The sequence below is a fragment of the Poseidonibacter antarcticus genome (assembly GCF_003667345.1).
GTDB classification, from domain to species: domain Bacteria; phylum Campylobacterota; class Campylobacteria; order Campylobacterales; family Arcobacteraceae; genus Poseidonibacter; species Poseidonibacter antarcticus.
Genome location: NZ_RCWF01000006.1, coordinates 155,434 through 171,827, shown reverse-complemented (window position 1 = coordinate 171,827; position 16,394 = coordinate 155,434). Strand labels below are relative to the sequence as shown.

Here is a 16,394-nt window from a genome sequence, read left to right as displayed (position 1 = left end):
GTGAAATATTAAAATGAAACTAGAAATCTCTTTATTTAAATTCGACAAAAAATCTGATTATTTACCATTTTACACTAAACATTTTTTAAAAATCCAATCTGAAAAAACACTATTAGATATTTTAAATACTATTAATAATGAAAAACCATTCGGATATGAAAATGACGAGAACTTTGATCTTGTAGTAAATGGACTATATTTAAAAGCATCTACACCAATTAATGAATTAGTTGATATGTTTGGAAAAGACTTAACTATTGAGCCTATTTCTGTTAGAAGAGCAGGAAATGACTTAATTATTAATGATGATGATTTTAATAAAAAATTAAATATATTAAATGACTTTATCTCTGATGAAGATAAACAATCTTACTTAGATTTAAAACAATATTATTATGCTTCAAATACTTTAAATCATAATAGTGATTATGTAGGAGATGCTGTTTTAATTTTGGCATATGATTTAATTTTAGCTAATAAATCTATTGAAAATGAAATATTAAATATATTAAAAGAGCATGAAGCAGGAGCTTCATTTCATACTAGTTTAGAAAATAGAATCTATAAATTTGATAAATGTATTGAAGATAAAATTATAAGTATTCAAAAGAAACTTAAGTTAGTAGATGACAAACAAAACTTTAGAGTTAATAATACTTTGATTATTGATTTTGGGAATTTTGAAGAAACAAATGAAATCAAACACGATTTTAATGATTTTAACATTGCTTATTATTCATCAAAAAAATGTGAAAAAACTACTTCTTTACTAAATCAATTAAAAGCAAAATTCTTAAATTTAGAAACTCTTAAATTAGATTTAGCAAAAAATACATTTAACAAAAACCAAGATATTACATATCAAGTTGCTACGACAATATTATTAGATGCTTTTGATAATAATGCTGATTTTTTATTAGTTGATAATGATGATGATTTCTATATTTTTGATTATAATAGGAAAGCATTAGAAAAATATTCAGGAAGAGAAGTAATTTTACCTATAATTCATATAAATGAATTACAAAAACTTGCAAGTGGTGAACATAAAATCGCTAAGAAAACGCTAGTTAAACATCAAATCAATCCTGAGATTGTATAAGATAAAGGTAAGAAAAATTGAAATTAGATTTAACATTTATAATCTTAGCTAGTTTGCTAATAGCTTGTTTAATTCCACTTTATATCTATAGAAGGAAAGTTTTTTCTTTTTCTTATAAAACAGGTGATTTAGATCTTTTTATAAAAGATTTAAAAGAGTATATGCAAAGAAATCATCCAAAGATGTCTTTTGATTATTCTATTATTGAAAAAACTAAAGATGAAAAAGATATAAGAATTAAAGAAACTTTAATTGTTGAAGATATAATCAATCAATTTTATTACTATGAATATGAAAAAGAAACTCAAAAAGATATACCTAGAGAAAAACATTGGACTGGATATGAAGAAAAATCATTTTCAAATCCAAAAGTTCCTAGTGATTGGAAAGAAAGACGAAAACTTGCATGGCAACGAGATGAGAATAAATGTAATAGATGTGGTACAAAAATAAGACTTGAAGATACTTTTACTACTTTTGCAAAAGATATTTCAAAAGGTGGCGGTTATAACTTTGAAAATATTATCATTTTATGTTCAGATTGTAATAAAGTAATAAACTCTCAAAATCCTAAAAATGGTATTGCATCCTTACAATTAAATGAATCACTAATGAAATACGTAGCAGGATAAGACTATTTTTTTAATATAATAGATATTAGAACTTTTAAATATAATATGATAACGATTTTTCATCAGTATCATATAATTTTTTAATATCCTAATATCTCGGCAACTCTTTTCTCATGCTCTGTTCTAGTATCAATTTCTTTAATTTCTTTATCTTTATTAATATAGTTATCTTTTTCTTTTTTAAAAGTTTTTATTTCTTCTTCCAATTCTTTATTTCTTTTTAATCTTTTTAAATCTTCTTTATCTTGAAATAACTTATTTTCCTTAAGTCTAAATTCTAATTCTTTTGTATATTTATCTTCTAATCTTGAAAGTTGAGATAATTGATTTCTAATATAAGTTAAGTCTTTTGATTTAGGAATAATATAAGGAGTAATTATTACAACTAAATTGATTTTATCATTAACTTTTTTTCTACTTTTAAATAAGTTTCCAAATAAAGGAATATCACTGAAAAACGGTACATCATCATTAAGAATATCTGATTTATTTTTTATTAATCCACCAATAATTACTGCTTCACCATTTGTTACAATAGCTGAAGTTTTAACTTCTTTCTTTGTTGTATCAGCATTAATTTGTCCTTCTTTTAATTCTCTAGCATCTTCTAAAATTGCTTCTATTTCAAGTGTAACTTTATTTTCATTTGAAATTCTAGGTTTAACTTTTAATGTCAATCCAACATCTTCTCTCTTAAAAGAGTTTGAAGAAGTGGTTAGATTTGTAGAATCAACAATAGAAGAAGTTTGAAAAGATTTTGTTTCTCCAACATAAATTGAACTTTCCTTATTATTTATACATAATATTGAAGGTTCTGAAACAATATCAATAGCTTGGTTTTGTTTTAATAGGTTTATTGTTGCGCCTAAAGCTAAACCTTTAGTTAAATTAGTTGGCATTTCAATAATAGAAGATATCGAAGAATCTAATACAAAAGAATTCCCACCTAAATTTGATGCAAAGGAAAATAATCCTCCATTACCTGAGATTCCTCCACTTAATCCATATTTAATACCAATATCTTTAGTTCTATTTTCACTAACCTCAATAATTTTAGCTTCAACATAAACTTGTAGTTTATCTTTATCTAATTCATTAATTAAATCTTTAATATAATCAATTTCATCAGAAGGCCCCATTAAAACAATTGAATTTGATTCTTCATCAACTGAAGATAATGGTTTTAAATTAGGATCTAAATATATTTTCTTTCCAATGATTCCATTAATTATTTTAATAACATTTTTAGCTTCTATATTTTTTAAGGATAAAACTTCAACAACTCTTTTTACAAGAGAATCATTTCTATCAATATCTTTAATATATTTTTTTAAATATCTAATATTTTGATTTTTTCCTACAATTACTAATGAATTATTATTTGCATTAGCAATAATTGATACTTTTTGAGTTTCTATTTTATTATTAAAAATTGATTTAGAAAGCTCATCTAAACTCTTCTTTGCATCTGATGCTTTTATATTTTCTAACACAATTATTTCTATATTTTTCTTAGCCCCACTAGTCATAATATCCACAATTTTTTTTATAGTTTTAATATTATCTTTAAAATCTGTAATAATTAAACTATTTGATTCTTTATTTGTAACTAATTTTGCATTTTTTGAAATAAGATGTCCAATTTTTGAAGCTATATAATCCGCATTTGCATTATATACTGGGAATATTTCCGTAAACATTTGATAATATAGGTTATTTTTATTTTCATTTATTATAGGTACATTATTTTTTGCACTTTCTTCTAGCTTTATTATTCTCATAATATCATCACCTTGAATAAGAGTAAAACCTTTTGCTTCAAGTGAATAAATCAATATTTTTACTAAATTTTTTTTATTCAAAGGTTTACTTGAAATAAAATCCACATTTCCTTTTATATCTTCAGTCAGTAAAATATTTTTCCCTATAATTTTAGATGTTATTTTTACTAAATCCATAATTTTTAAATCTTTAAAATTAACATTTATTTTTTCATCTGCCAAAGATAAAAAATTTAATATTAATATACAAAGAATAATTTTAATCAATTTCATAATTTAACTCCAATATTTAGATATTTTGTATATAATAAGCTTTATATAACTCATCAAAATATTTTATTTTGATATATATTTCATACAAATTTTATTAGATTTTATGCTTATAAAATCTAACTTATTTCTAATTTGAAGATTTCATTATTACAAACCTTATAAATAATTTTTATTATTATATCATTATTTTGCTTACTATTTTTATTTGTATACAAACAATCTTACTTTTGTTTCTTCACTTTTTATTATTAAGCTTACTATTAAAAGTATTTAATTGATTTGTTTAATATTTCTTGTAAGTTTTGCTTCTAGATTAATAAATTCTTCTTCTGTAAGTTCAATATCTAAAACAACTTTTGTAGAGAAATCTTTCGATTTTATATTTATATTTTCTTGATTTAAAAGATATTCTAGTTGAGAAAAGTCACTATATTCACACTCTAGGGTTTTTATTTCTAATTTTTTATATTCTTTAAATTCACTTATATTTATAACTTCATTTACACTTGCAGAATAAGCACGAACTAGTCCGCCTGTTCCAAGTTTAACACCACCAAAATATCTTATAATTATTACTGCTGTATTTATTAGTTCATTTCCCGCTAATACTGCAAGGCTTGGTTTGCCACTTGTACCTTTTGGCTCTCCATCATCACTGCTATTTTCAACAACTTGATCAAACTCATTTAGATATCGATATGCATATACAAAATGTCGAGCTTTTGGATGCTTATCTCTTAATTGTGTCATTACTTCATTAAACATTTTATAAGGCATTAAAAAAGCAATAAATTTTGATTTTTTTTCTTCGTAAGTGTAGCTAAACTCTTTTTGAACAAATTTCAACTATAATTCCCCCATGAGATTAGATTTATACTTAAGCACCAACTTCAATATTCAAAGCCGTAATAAGGCTAGTGAATTAATAAAATCCAATAAAGTCAAATGCGATGGCGTAATTATAACAAAACCATCTTTTAAAGTAGAGGAAAATCATAAGATTGAACTCCTTGAAGATGATTTTTATGTATCACGCGCTGCATATAAACTAAAATATTTTTTAGATGAATTAAAACACTTTGATTTAAAAAATAAAAATAGCCTAGATATTGGTTCTAGTACTGGTGGGTTTACGCAAATATTACTTGAAAATAATGTTTCCTCAGTAACTTGTGTTGATGTTGGGAGTAATCAACTTCATGAAAGAGTAAAAGATGACAAAAGAATATCTTTTTTTGAAAATACTGATATAAGAGTTTTTCAAAGTAAAGATGCTTTTGAAATAGTTACTTGTGATGTTTCTTTTATATCTATTTTACATATTATAGAAGATATAAATAGATTATCTAAAAAAGATATTATTATCCTATTTAAACCTCAATTTGAAGTAGGAACAAATGTAAAAAGAGATAAAAAAGGTGTTGTAAAAGACAATAAAGCAATTGTGCGAGCAAGAAATAAATTTATTGATTATACAAAACTATTAAATTGGGAATTAAAATATAGTTCTATGAGTAAACTACAAGGAAAAGATGGAAATGAAGAAGAACTTTTCTACTTTAGTAAATAAAAGTACAATCACTTCAATAGCAATTGGAGGTTTTGATGGAATGCATTCTGCTCATCAAGAATTATTTAAAAAATTAGATGAAAACGGAGCTATTTTATCAATTGAATCTGATTCTTCATCCTTAACTCCTAAAAAGTACAGACAAGAATACTCAAAATATCCTATATACTATTATCTTTTAAAAGATATAAAACATTTAAGTGGTGATAAATTTATAGACCTTTTAAAAGAAGAATATCCTAATCTAAAAAGAATTGTTGTAGGTTTTGATTTTTGTTTTGGTAAGAATAGAGGCTATTGTATTGAGCAATTAAAAGGAATATTCCAAGGTGAAGTTATTGTAGTAAATGAATTTAAAATTGATAATATTTCAGTACATTCAAGAATAATAAGAGAATATATTTCAAAAGGTGATTTAGAAAGTGCAAATAAATTTTTAAATAAAAAATATAAAATCTATGGAACACAAATAAAAGGTCAAGGATTAGGTTCAAAAAGTTTTGTACCAACAATAAATCTAAAAGTAAAAGATTTTTTATTACCACAAAGTGGAGTATATATTACAAAAACAATATTAAATGAAAAAGAGTATAACTCAATCACATTTTTAGGACATAGAGCTACAACTGATGGTTCTTATGCAATTGAAACACATATATTAGATAAAGATATTAAAAATGATGATTATGAAATTGCAATTAAATTTTATAAAAAGATAAGAGATAATGAAAAATTTGGATCATTTGAAGAATTAAAAAAGCAAATTTTATCTGATATTAATGTCGCTAAAGTCTATTTCACAAATAATATATAATACTCTAAATACTTATTAATAAGCATTTAGATAAAATAATTCTTATGGTAGATAAAGTATTTGAAAAATCAATAAAAAAACAATTTGAATTCGATGAAGAAGTAGCTTCAGTATTTGATGATATGTTAAACAGATCAGTTCCTTTTTATAAAGAGATGCAAAGATTATCAATTAATTTTGCATGTAAATTTCTAGAAGAAAACGATAAAGTTTATGATTTGGGTTGCTCAACAGCTTCAACATTAATCGAATTAAGTAAGCATTGTGATAAGAAATTAGAACTAATTGGAATAGATAATTCTACTGCAATGTTAAATAGAGCTTCAAAAAAAGCTAAAGCATTTGGCGTTGATATAGAATTAATAAATTCTGATTTACATGATGTTGATTACACAAACGCTAAACTAATTCTTTCAAACTATACATTACAATTTATTAGACCCCTACAAAGAGAAAAATTAGTTAAAAAAGTTTTTAATTCACTAAAAGATGATGGTATCTTTATATTTAGTGAAAAAGTAATATCATCAAATTCAAAATTAAACAAACAAAGTATAGATGAATACTATGAATTTAAGAAAACTCAAGGCTACTCAGAATTTGAGATTTCTCAAAAAAGAGAAGCATTAGAAAACGTTTTAATACCATATACAGAAGATGAAAATAAAAAGATGATATTAGATGCAGGATTTTCACATTGTGAAACAGTCTTCAAATGGGTAAATTTTGCCACATTTATTGCAATAAAATAAAATATGAAGGATACAATTATATGTTAGAAATAGGAAATAAAGCACCAGATTTTTGTGCAGCTAATCAAGATGACGTTGAAATTTGTTCAAGAGACTTAGATGGAAAATGGATAGTATTATATTTTTATCCAAAAGATTTAACACCTGGTTGTACTACTGAAGCTTGTGACTTTACAAGTTCTCATTTAGAATTTGATGATTTAGATGCAGTTATATTAGGTGTTTCTCCTGATGATACAAGTAAACATAGGAAATTTATTGAAAAACATGATTTATCAATTACATTATTAGCTGATACTAATAAAAAAATATGCGAAGATTATGGTGTATGGCAACTTAAAAAATTTATGGGTAAAGAATATATGGGAGTAGTAAGAAGCACTTTCATAATTTCTCCAGAAGGTAAAATAGCAGCTATTTGGGATAAAGTAAGTGTAAGAAAAAAGAAAACCGTAAAAGGTGAAAAAATTGAAATTTTACATGTAAATGAAGTAAAAGAAAAACTTCAAGAATTACAATCAAATTAATAGGAAAATAGAATGAATAAACTTTTACTAATTAGTATAACAATATTACTATCAATGACAATTGCAAATGCAAAAACTACAGTATGTTTTAAAAAAGATTGGACTTCTCCTTCAACTATTGAAACAACTGCTTTAGATGGTGGAGAGTGTGCAAGTAAATATTCAATTAAACAAATGCAAGAAATGGGATGGAATATTTTAGATATTAAAATAGATTCATCAAAAGATAAGCTAAGTTATCAATATCTTTTAAGTAATGATAAAATAAATACAAGTAATGACAATGTACAAGCTCAAATAAATACCAATCAAACAAGTAGTAAAAAGCACTTATCATTTAATGCTAGAGGTGTTAAAATAACTAATATAAAAAATAATAAAACTACTATAGATATAGGTAATTTAATTGTTGGTCAAAGCGGTATTGTTATTCATATTTATGATAATGACAAAAGAATGATAGTTGCAAATGCAAAAGTAATAGAATCTAATGAAACTTCATCGGTTGTTGAATATTTCAAATTTAATGATTTAGAACAAAATGCAATTCCTACTACAAAAAGAAAAGTACAAAAAAATGATATTTTAGTTTTAAATTATTTATATACAGCATCATTATTAATTGCACCTGATTTAAATACTTTTCAAGCAATAAGATCAAACTTTAAATATAATAATTTCTTACATTCTGATATTTTTGCTACAAAATTGAAAATTGATAATATGCCTTATTTAACTAAAGAATATATTCAAAAGTATGCTATAAATCAAAATTTAGGAACTATTTTTATAGTTGCCAATCAAAATGTATATATATTAGATACAAAAACTTTTAAAATATTAACAAGCTATAAAATAGCATATGATACAAGTAAAAGTGAAATGCCATTTTATACAAGAGTAAGCGAAATAGAAACTACAAATTTTGATATAGAGCTATTTTCTAATAGAGAAGATTTATCATATGATGACTATTATAAACAATTACTAGGATTAAAGTAATGATTGAACAAAAACATTTAGATTTTATAACAAATATAGTTGGAAAAGAAAATATAAAAAGTGATAAAGCTCATTTAATAGCTTATTGTTATGATGCAACAAAAACAAGATTTGAGCCTGATGCAGTTGTTTTTCCAAGAAATGAACAAGAAATTTCAGAAATCTTAAAATATTGTAATGAACATGAAATAGTTATTGTTCCAAGAGGAGCAGGTTCTGGTTTCACAGGTGGTGCTTTACCTGCAAATGGTGGTATTACACTTTCACTTGAAAGACATATGAATAAATTATTAGAAATTGATATGGAAAATATGGTTGGAGTTGTTCAACCAGGACTTATAAATATGGATTTTCAAAAAGCAGTTGAAGAAGTTGGCTTATTTTATCCGCCAGATCCAGCTAGTGAAAACTATTCTACTTTAGGTGGAAATGTTTCTGAAAATGCAGGAGGAATGAGAGCTGCCAAATATGGAATTACAAAAGATTATGTAATGGCATTAAGAGCTGTTTTACCAAATGGAGACATTATTAAAGCAGGTAAGAAAACACTTAAAGATGTTGCTGGATATAACACAGCAGGTATTTTGATAGCAAGTGAAGGAACACTAGCAGTAATAACAGAAATTACACTAAAACTTATTCCAAAACCAAGACATAAAAAAACATATATGGGGATGTTCCCAAGTGTTGAAAATGCGATGAATGCAGTATTTAAATCTCTTGCAAAAGGTGCAAATCCTGTTGCAATGGAATTTCTAGATGCACTTGTAATTAAAGCATTAAGAGATAAATTAAATGTAGACTTACCAGAAGATGCAGGAGCTATTTTAATTGGCGATGTTGATGGAAACCTAGAAGATGAAGTAAGCTTTCAATTAGATACATTAAAAGAGTCTTTTTTAGAAAATGGTTCTACTGATTTTATTGTTGCAAATGATGAAATAGAAGGTAATAAACTTTGGTTTGCAAGAAGAAATGCATCACCAGCTGTTACAATTTATGGAACGAAAAAACTAAATGAAGATATTTCAGTTCCAAGATCAAAACTTCCTGAAGCACTAGCTGGAATTTATGCAATTGGTGAAAAATACGGATTCCAAGTTCCTTGTTTTGGTCATGCAGGAGATGGAAATATCCATGTTAATGTAATGGTTAAAGATAAAGACAATGAAAAAGAAATGGCAGATGGTCACCAAGCTATTGAAGATATTTTCCAATTTGTTGTAGATATGGGTGGAACATTAAGTGGTGAGCATGGTATTGGTACTTCTAAAGCTCCATTTATGTCAATAGCTTTTAATGAAGCAGAAATGAATTTATTTAGAAGTATTAAAAAAGCTTTTGATCCAAAAAATATTTTAAATCCAAGTAAAATGGGATTATAATGAAATTATGAATGAAGATAATAGTAAAAAAAGTTTATTAAAAAAAGGGCTAAATATTTTAGACTCTTTTTTTAACGATGATACGACATATTATGCAGCATCATTAAGCTTTTTTACTATATTTTCTATTCTTCCTATAATCGCATTACTTATTGCAATAATATCAAACTTTCAAGAGTTTGATAGCTATCTTGAAGTTTTCACTTCATATATCTTTGATATGATAAATCCAACACACTCAGAAGAAATTGTAAACTCATTAAAAAACTATATCTCAAATTCAAGTGAACTAGGTTCCATTGGAATTATTTATATGCTTTTTGTGTTTATAATGTTTTTCAAAGATTATGAATACATTGTAAATAAAATACATAAAGTAAAAGGAAAATCAATTCATATTTCTTTTATTTTTTACTCAATATTTTTAGTTTTTATTCCTATAGTTTTTATAATAATAAATCTAATAATGTCTTTTTACAACAATACAGTATTTAATTTATTTATTTCATATATTTCTAGTTGGATACTTTTTTTCACTCTATTTAAAATAAGTGTAAATACTAAAATATCTAATAAAGCAGCATTACTTTCTTCTTTTATTACATTGATTGCTTTATCTATTACGAAAAACCTGTTTATTTATTATGTAATTTATAATAAAACATATACAACAATTTATGGTTCACTTGCAACATTATTATTTACATTTCTTTGGATTTATATTTCATGGATAATTTATTTATATGGTATAAAAATATGTTATAAACTTAATTTAGAGACTTTAGATAATCAAGGTATTAAAGAATAAGCATAAAAAAAGACTTATGCAAAATGCACAAGCCTTTTTAATCATTCTTTGTATTTACTAAATTGGTAAAACTCTAATGTTTTCATCAATTTTTTGTTGTAATACAGATTCGATTGCATATAATGTTCCAGATGACCCAGACGAACATCCTGAACATGAACCCAAGTATCTAATATATAAGTCGTAATGAGGAATATTGTCTTTAATATCAATAATCTCCATATTTCCACCATCCATAACTAACATTGGTCTAATATCTTCATCTAGAACTGAATCAATTTTTTTGATTCTTTGAACTAAAGTCATTTTATCAAATGTTAATTCTCCATTTTCACTTGCATCTGCTGCTTCTTTCATTTTTTCTTCCTCCATTAAGGCTCTTGTATCTTTTAAAATATCTACTAAATAAATATCTTTATCTTCGTGACCACCTGGCTTAATACATGATTTACAAAATGCACCAGCTTTTGTATAATCTGTAATTTGCTCAACAGTTTTTAAATCATTAAGTTTAATCACTTCTTGAATCGTTCCTAATGAAACTCTTGCACATTCACATACAATAACTTCATTTTCAAAAGATTCCATATCCACACCTTTATACTCAGATGCCGCTTTTTTAATTACGTCATATGCCATAACTGAACAGTGCATTTTCTGAGGTGGAACAGCTGGTGTATCTGGATTATCTCTTAATGCTTTTTCAACATCAATATTTGTAATCTTAACAGCTTCATCAACAGTTTTACCAACACATAATTCAGCCATAACATCAGAAGATGCAATTGCAGTACCACAACCAAAAGATTTGAATTTAGATTCAACAATCTCATCCGTTTTTTCATTTACTGCCCAGTATAATCTTACCGCATCTCCACATGATTCAGCACCAAAATCAGCAACAATTAATTTTGTTCCTAATTCTTTTGCTCGCTCTTCAGTGATTTCACCTTGATGCTGTGGGTTATTCATTCGATTTACAACTTGGTTTGAATACTCATCCCAAATTGATCCACTAATTAAATCGTTTTTTGCCATTAAACTTCCTTTTGTTAATTTCTATTTATTATAAACCAGAATGATGTGATTTTGGTGCGTATGCATACGAACTTGAAATTGCTCTTAATCTTGTAACAGCATTTTTAACAGCTTGTATTGCATAATCAATTTGTTCTTCTGTATTAAATCTACTTAATGAAAATCTAACACCTGTATGTGCTAATTCACTATCACTTCCAAATGCATTCATAACTGGATTCGCTTCTAAATCTTCACTAGCACAAGCACTTCCTGTTGAAGCTCCAATACCTTGTTGATTTAAGTCCCATAACATAGATTCACCTTCAACACCTCTAATTGAAATTAACGTTGTATTTGGAGTTCTATTATCTTTTCCACCAATTACAATTGTTTCAGGTAATTCTAAAATTGCATCTTCTAATTTATCTCTTAATTTACTAACATGATTTTTTTCATAAGCAAGAGCCATAGTTGAAGTAGCTAAATGCATAGCCCATCCCATTCCAACCATTGATGCAACATCAACAGTTCCAGCTCTTTTACCACCCATTTGTTCACCACCATGTAATAATGGAGTTATTTCAGAACCTTTTTTAACATATAATCCACCAACACCTTTTGGTCCATGAAATTTATGTGCTGAAAAAGAAAGATAGTTTAAATTACAGTCTTGAACATCAACAGGAATTTTTCCAATTGCTTGAGTCGCATCTGAATGAAAAGCAACACCTGCTTCTTTACAAATTTGTCCAATCTCTTTTATTGGGAAAATTTTTCCAGTTTCATTATTTGCCCACATAATACTAACTAATGCAGTTTCATCTTTAATAAATTCTTTTACTTGTGATGCTTCTAAAACACCTTGCTCATTTACAGGTAAATAAGTCACCGAAACACCTTGTGTTTCTAAAAATTTACATGTAGCTGTAATAGTTGGATGCTCAACTTCACTTGTAATAATATGATTTTTATTACCATTTAAAATTTTATCTATCCAAATACCTTTTATAACAGTATTATTACTTTCAGTTGCATTTGCAGTAACGATAATATCATCTTCATCTGCTGCATTTATTCCTTCATATAAGAAATCTAAAGCTTCAACCATTTTAGGATGAGTACCTGCTCCAAATTTATGTAATGAGTTAGGGTTTCCATAAATATCACAAAAAAATGGTTTCATTTCTTCGTAAGCTTTTGGATCTACTACGGTAGTTGCGTTATTATCTAAATAAACTTCCATCATATTCTATATTCCTATTAATTTTGTATTTATTTATTATATTTATTCCGTATTTTAGTGTAAATAGGATAAGAATTGTCTTAATTAAAAATTCCCTTAATTCTTATTCCTAGAAGTAACATAAAATAACAATAATTAATTTTTAAACTCTTGTATGATTATAGTCAAATTTTTATAAAAATATAGACATATTATAAGTTACAAAATTAAAAATTAATATACTATTTAATCTAATAAAGTGATGTTAAGTTTAGTATGAGATAATATATAAAATAATAATTAAAGGCAACTTAACATGAAAAAAATTCTTTCTGTTTTAATGATTACATTAGTATCATTATTCATAACTGCGTGTGACAAGAAACAAGAAACAAAAGTAGAAAAAGAACCTGCTAAAAAAGTATTAACTGTTGGGATGGAATTAGCATATCCTCCATTTGAAATGAGTGATAAAGAAGGAAATCCACAAGGTGTATCAGTTGATTTTGCAAAAGCTTTAGGAAAATACCTAGGTAGAGAAGTTGTAATTGAAAATACAGCGTGGAGTGGATTAATTCCATCTTTAAAAACAGGTAAAATTGACTTAATTATTTCATCAATGACAATTACTGATGAAAGAAAAAAGTCAATTAATTTTTCAATTCCTTATGCTCAAACATCTTTAGCAATTTTAGCAAATAAAGATTCAGCGGTTACTAATATTGATGAATTAAATCAAGCTGGTAAAAAAATTGCGGTTAAAAAAGGTTCAACAGGACATATTTATGCAACAAAAAATCTAAAAAATGCGGAGATTTTAGTATTTGATAAAGAAAATACTTGTGTATTAGAAGTTGTTCAAGGTAAAGCTGATGGTTTTTTATATGATCAACTAACAATTTATAAAAATTATGCGCAACATAAAGATACAACTATTGCACTTTTGAAACCTTTTCAAGAAAATCCTGAACATTGGGGGGTTGCTTTAAATAAAAAAAATGTACAATTAAGAGCACAAGTTGATGAATTTATTAAAAAAGCAAAAGCAGATGGTACATTTGCTACTTTCGCAAAAACACATTTAAGTGCTGCGAAAGCTACATTTGATGAATTGAAAATACCATTTTTCTTTTAGGACGTACTTATCTTTAAATTAAAAAATCTCTTTATTAATGAATTAAGTTATAAAAAAGATAACTCCCTTTCAAAGGGAGCATATCTTTTTAATCTCATTTTTTTATGTGTTATTGTAATCACTCCTGTTTATATTATGTTTTCAAATATCTCTTATGATTTTAATTGGTCACATGTATATGAATATAAACAGAAGTTTATTAATGGTTTTATTATGACAATAGTAATATCATTCTTTGCATTAATTTTAAGTTTTGTAATTGGTTTATTTTTTGCTTATGCACAAAATTCAAAACTTATAATTTTGAGATTTTTTTCAAGATTTTATATTGAAATAATAAGAGGTACACCGCTACTTGTTCAAATTTTAATATTCTTCTATGTATTTGCCAATAACTTAGGTTTTGAAAACAGATATATAGTCGGAACATTTATACTTGCGATTTTTTCAGCTGCTTATGTATCTGAAATTATTAGAGCAGCTCTTCAATCAATTGAAAAAGAGCAATTTGAAACAGGTTTAAGCTTAGGAATGACTAATTATCAAATATATAGATATATTATATTTCCACAAGCTTTTAAAAGAATGTTACCTTCATTAACTGGTCAGTTTGCCTCAATTATAAAAGATTCATCTCTTTTATCAATTATTGCAATCTCTGAATTTACAATGAACGCACAAGAAGTAGATGCGATAACATACTCAACATTGGAAAGTTATATTCCATTGGCGATTGGGTACTTAATGTTAACCTACCCTATTTCTTATTATACGAGTAGATTAGAAAAAAACATTAAATAGGAGTATTTATATCCTATTTAAGTTTTATTTAATTAATTTACTGTTATATTCCAATTAAGACAAGATTTGTCCTGTTTTAAAAATACCAACAAATATGGAGTCAATTATGAGTGATAATAAACACATTCATGACGTTATAAATAGCGAATACAAATTAGGATTTGAAACTTTAGTACAAAGTGATACTTTTCCTAAAGGATTAAACGAAGACGTAATAAAAGCAATATCTGTAAAAAAAGAAGAACCTTCTTGGCTATTAGATTTTAGGCTTAAAGCTTATAAAAAATGGCTAAAAATGGAAGAACCTTCTTGGGCAAATCTAAAATATCCAAAAATAGATTATCAAGACATTGCATATTATTCAGCGCCTAAAAAAGCTTTAGATTCTTTAGATGAAGTAGATCCTGAAATACTAAAAACTTATGAAAAGTTAGGAATTCCTCTAGAAGAACAAAAGCAATTAGCAGGTGTAAAAACTGTTGCGGTTGATGCTGTTTTTGATTCGGTTTCAGTAAAAACAACATATAAAGCTGAGTTAGAAGAACTTGGAATTATATTTTGTTCAGTTAGTGAAGCTGCAAATAAATATCCAGAATTATTAAAAAAATATTTAGCCTCAGTTGTTCCAGTAACAGATAATTATTTTTCATGTTTAAATTCGGCTGTATTTACAGATGGTTCATTTGTATATATTCCGCCAAATACAACATGTCCAATGGAACTTTCAACATACTTTAGAATTAACGCACTTGATACAGGACAATTTGAGCGTACAATTATAATTTGTGATGAAAATTCTTATGTTTCATATAATGAAGGTTGTTCAGCTCCAACAAGAGATGAAAGACAACTTCACGCTGCTGTTGTTGAACTAGTAGCACTTGATAATGCACATATTAAATATTCTACTATCCAAAACTGGTATCCAGGTGATAAAGATGGTAAAGGTGGAATTTTAAACTTTGTTACAAAGAGAGCTGCATGTAATGGTATTAATTCAAAAGTATCATGGACTCAAGTTGAAACAGGTTCAAGTTTAACATGGAAATATCCATCATGTATTTTAAAAGGTGACAATAGTGTTGGTGAGTTTTACTCAGTTGCTATTTCATCAAAATCTCAACAAGCAGATACAGGAACAAAAATGATTCATTTAGGTAAAAATACTAAATCAACAATCATTTCAAAAGGTATTTCTGCAATGAATGGGATTAATGCTTATAGAGGATTAGTAAGAGTTGGTAAACATGCCGATGGTGCTAGAAATATTTCTGAGTGTGATTCACTTTTAATTGGAAATAAATGTAATGCACATACATATCCATACCATGAAGTAAAAAATATGAATGCAATTATTGAACATGAAGCAACAACTTCTAAAATTTCTGATGAGCAACTTTTTTATATATCACAAAGAGGTATTCATGAAGAAAATGCAATATCAATGATTGTAAATGGTTTTTGTAAAGAAGTTTTAAAAGAATTACCAATGGAATTTGCTGCTGAAGCTAAAGAATTATTAAATATATCACTAGAAGGAAGTGTTGGTTAATCCCAGCGTTAAGGAAAA

Annotated in this window: 16 protein-coding genes; 12 read left to right on the top strand and 4 right to left on the bottom strand. The window is 26.1% G+C overall.

The window, feature by feature from the left end; translation table 11 throughout:
* Positions 1–13 precede the first annotated feature (13 nt).
* Together D9T19_RS09210 and D9T19_RS09205 are read left to right on the top strand one after the other, a co-directional pair.
* Positions 14–1,102, top strand: coding sequence for a DUF5644 domain-containing protein (locus D9T19_RS09210; RefSeq protein ID WP_121627947.1), 1,089 nt, complete (start codon positions 14–16; stop codon positions 1,100–1,102).
* Between the two features lie 17 nt (positions 1,103–1,119).
* Positions 1,120–1,734 (top strand): HNH endonuclease, encoded by a 615-nt coding sequence (locus D9T19_RS09205; protein ID WP_121627946.1) that lies wholly within the window; start codon positions 1,120–1,122, stop codon positions 1,732–1,734.
* An 80-nt stretch (positions 1,735–1,814) separates the two neighbouring features.
* Here the strand turns inward: D9T19_RS09205 and D9T19_RS09200 are convergent, their stop codons facing one another.
* Together D9T19_RS09200 and D9T19_RS09195 are read right to left on the bottom strand one after the other, a co-directional pair.
* Entirely contained in the window at positions 1,815–3,788 is a 1,974-nt protein-coding gene (locus tag D9T19_RS09200; RefSeq protein ID WP_121627945.1) for a secretin GspD/PilQ domain-containing protein, read from the bottom strand.
* A 270-nt stretch (positions 3,789–4,058) separates the two neighbouring features.
* On the bottom strand, positions 4,059–4,634 hold the full coding sequence (locus D9T19_RS09195) for a YigZ family protein (protein WP_121627944.1): 576 nt from the start codon (positions 4,632–4,634) through the stop codon (positions 4,059–4,061).
* Between the two features lie 13 nt (positions 4,635–4,647).
* Between D9T19_RS09195 and tlyA the strand changes: the two genes are divergently transcribed.
* The 7 genes from tlyA to D9T19_RS09160 are packed head-to-tail and all read left to right on the top strand — an operon-like array spanning position 4,648 to position 10,646.
* Positions 4,648–5,358 (top strand): 23S rRNA (cytidine-2'-O)-methyltransferase TlyA, encoded by a 711-nt coding sequence (gene tlyA, locus D9T19_RS09190; protein WP_121627943.1) that lies wholly within the window; start codon positions 4,648–4,650, stop codon positions 5,356–5,358.
* On the top strand, positions 5,327–6,172 hold the full coding sequence (locus D9T19_RS09185) for a bifunctional riboflavin kinase/FAD synthetase (protein WP_121627962.1): 846 nt from the start codon (positions 5,327–5,329) through the stop codon (positions 6,170–6,172). Before tlyA ends, D9T19_RS09185 begins: the two co-directional genes overlap by 32 nt.
* Before the next feature lie 44 nt (positions 6,173–6,216).
* Positions 6,217–6,924, top strand: a complete 708-nt coding sequence (gene cmoA / locus D9T19_RS09180) for a carboxy-S-adenosyl-L-methionine synthase CmoA (RefSeq protein ID WP_121627942.1) — start codon at positions 6,217–6,219, stop codon at positions 6,922–6,924.
* Positions 6,925–6,944: 20 nt separating this feature from the next.
* Positions 6,945–7,451 (top strand): thioredoxin-dependent thiol peroxidase, encoded by a 507-nt coding sequence (gene bcp / locus D9T19_RS09175; protein WP_121627941.1) that lies wholly within the window; start codon positions 6,945–6,947, stop codon positions 7,449–7,451.
* A gap of 12 nt (positions 7,452–7,463) precedes the next feature.
* Complete coding sequence (locus D9T19_RS09170) at positions 7,464–8,453, top strand: plasminogen-binding N-terminal domain-containing protein (protein WP_121627940.1); 990 nt, start codon at positions 7,464–7,466, stop codon at positions 8,451–8,453.
* A complete protein-coding gene (locus D9T19_RS09165) occupies positions 8,453–9,838 on the top strand; it encodes an FAD-linked oxidase C-terminal domain-containing protein (RefSeq protein ID WP_121627939.1) in 1,386 nt (461 codons plus the stop codon). The genes D9T19_RS09170 and D9T19_RS09165 overlap by 1 nt, the downstream gene beginning before the upstream one ends.
* Before the next feature lie 7 nt (positions 9,839–9,845).
* Positions 9,846–10,646 (top strand): YihY family inner membrane protein, encoded by an 801-nt coding sequence (locus D9T19_RS09160; protein WP_121627938.1) that lies wholly within the window; start codon positions 9,846–9,848, stop codon positions 10,644–10,646.
* 57 nt (positions 10,647–10,703) lie between these two features.
* Here the strand turns inward: D9T19_RS09160 and D9T19_RS09155 are convergent, their stop codons facing one another.
* Together D9T19_RS09155 and D9T19_RS09150 are read right to left on the bottom strand one after the other, a co-directional pair.
* Positions 10,704–11,684, bottom strand: coding sequence for an iron-sulfur cluster assembly scaffold protein (locus D9T19_RS09155; RefSeq protein WP_121627937.1), 981 nt, complete (start codon positions 11,682–11,684; stop codon positions 10,704–10,706).
* A 28-nt stretch (positions 11,685–11,712) separates the two neighbouring features.
* Positions 11,713–12,909 carry a NifS family cysteine desulfurase gene (locus D9T19_RS09150; protein ID WP_121627961.1) on the bottom strand — a complete coding sequence of 399 codons (1,197 nt, stop codon included), beginning with the start codon at positions 12,907–12,909 and terminating at the stop codon, positions 11,713–11,715.
* Between the two features lie 295 nt (positions 12,910–13,204).
* Here D9T19_RS09150 and D9T19_RS09145 point away from each other — a divergent pair, with 295 nt between their 5' ends.
* The 3 genes from D9T19_RS09145 (at position 13,205) to sufB (ending at position 16,376) form a co-directional block, all read left to right on the top strand.
* Complete coding sequence (locus tag D9T19_RS09145; protein ID WP_121627936.1) at positions 13,205–14,023, top strand: transporter substrate-binding domain-containing protein; 819 nt, start codon at positions 13,205–13,207, stop codon at positions 14,021–14,023.
* 135 nt (positions 14,024–14,158) lie between these two features.
* A complete protein-coding gene (locus D9T19_RS09140; RefSeq protein WP_121627935.1) occupies positions 14,159–14,824 on the top strand; it encodes an amino acid ABC transporter permease in 666 nt (221 codons plus the stop codon).
* A 106-nt stretch (positions 14,825–14,930) separates the two neighbouring features.
* A complete protein-coding gene (gene sufB / locus D9T19_RS09135; RefSeq protein WP_121627934.1) occupies positions 14,931–16,376 on the top strand; it encodes a Fe-S cluster assembly protein SufB in 1,446 nt (481 codons plus the stop codon).
* Positions 16,377–16,394: the final 18 nt, after the last annotated feature.

Bases quoted from the DNA above. Each gene is read 5' to 3' on its own strand.
- D9T19_RS09210 (WP_121627947.1), top strand. From the start codon at position 14: ATGAAACTAGAAATCTCTTTATTTAAATTCGACAAAAAATCTGATTAT.
- D9T19_RS09200 (WP_121627945.1), bottom strand. From the start codon at position 3,788: ATGAAATTGATTAAAATTATTCTTTGTATATTAATATTAAATTTTTTA.
- tlyA (WP_121627943.1), top strand. From the start codon at position 4,648: ATGAGATTAGATTTATACTTAAGCACCAACTTCAATATTCAAAGCCGT.
- D9T19_RS09185 (WP_121627962.1), top strand. From the start codon at position 5,327: ATGAAGAAGAACTTTTCTACTTTAGTAAATAAAAGTACAATCACTTCA.
- cmoA (WP_121627942.1), top strand. From the start codon at position 6,217: ATGGTAGATAAAGTATTTGAAAAATCAATAAAAAAACAATTTGAATTC.
- bcp (WP_121627941.1), top strand. From the start codon at position 6,945: ATGTTAGAAATAGGAAATAAAGCACCAGATTTTTGTGCAGCTAATCAA.
- D9T19_RS09170 (WP_121627940.1), top strand. From the start codon at position 7,464: ATGAATAAACTTTTACTAATTAGTATAACAATATTACTATCAATGACA.
- D9T19_RS09165 (WP_121627939.1), top strand. From the start codon at position 8,453: ATGATTGAACAAAAACATTTAGATTTTATAACAAATATAGTTGGAAAA.
- D9T19_RS09160 (WP_121627938.1), top strand. From the start codon at position 9,846: ATGAATGAAGATAATAGTAAAAAAAGTTTATTAAAAAAAGGGCTAAAT.
- D9T19_RS09155 (WP_121627937.1), bottom strand. From the start codon at position 11,684: ATGGCAAAAAACGATTTAATTAGTGGATCAATTTGGGATGAGTATTCA.
- D9T19_RS09150 (WP_121627961.1), bottom strand. From the start codon at position 12,909: ATGGAAGTTTATTTAGATAATAACGCAACTACCGTAGTAGATCCAAAA.
- D9T19_RS09145 (WP_121627936.1), top strand. From the start codon at position 13,205: ATGAAAAAAATTCTTTCTGTTTTAATGATTACATTAGTATCATTATTC.
- D9T19_RS09140 (WP_121627935.1), top strand. From the start codon at position 14,159: ATGTTTTCAAATATCTCTTATGATTTTAATTGGTCACATGTATATGAA.
- sufB (WP_121627934.1), top strand. From the start codon at position 14,931: ATGAGTGATAATAAACACATTCATGACGTTATAAATAGCGAATACAAA.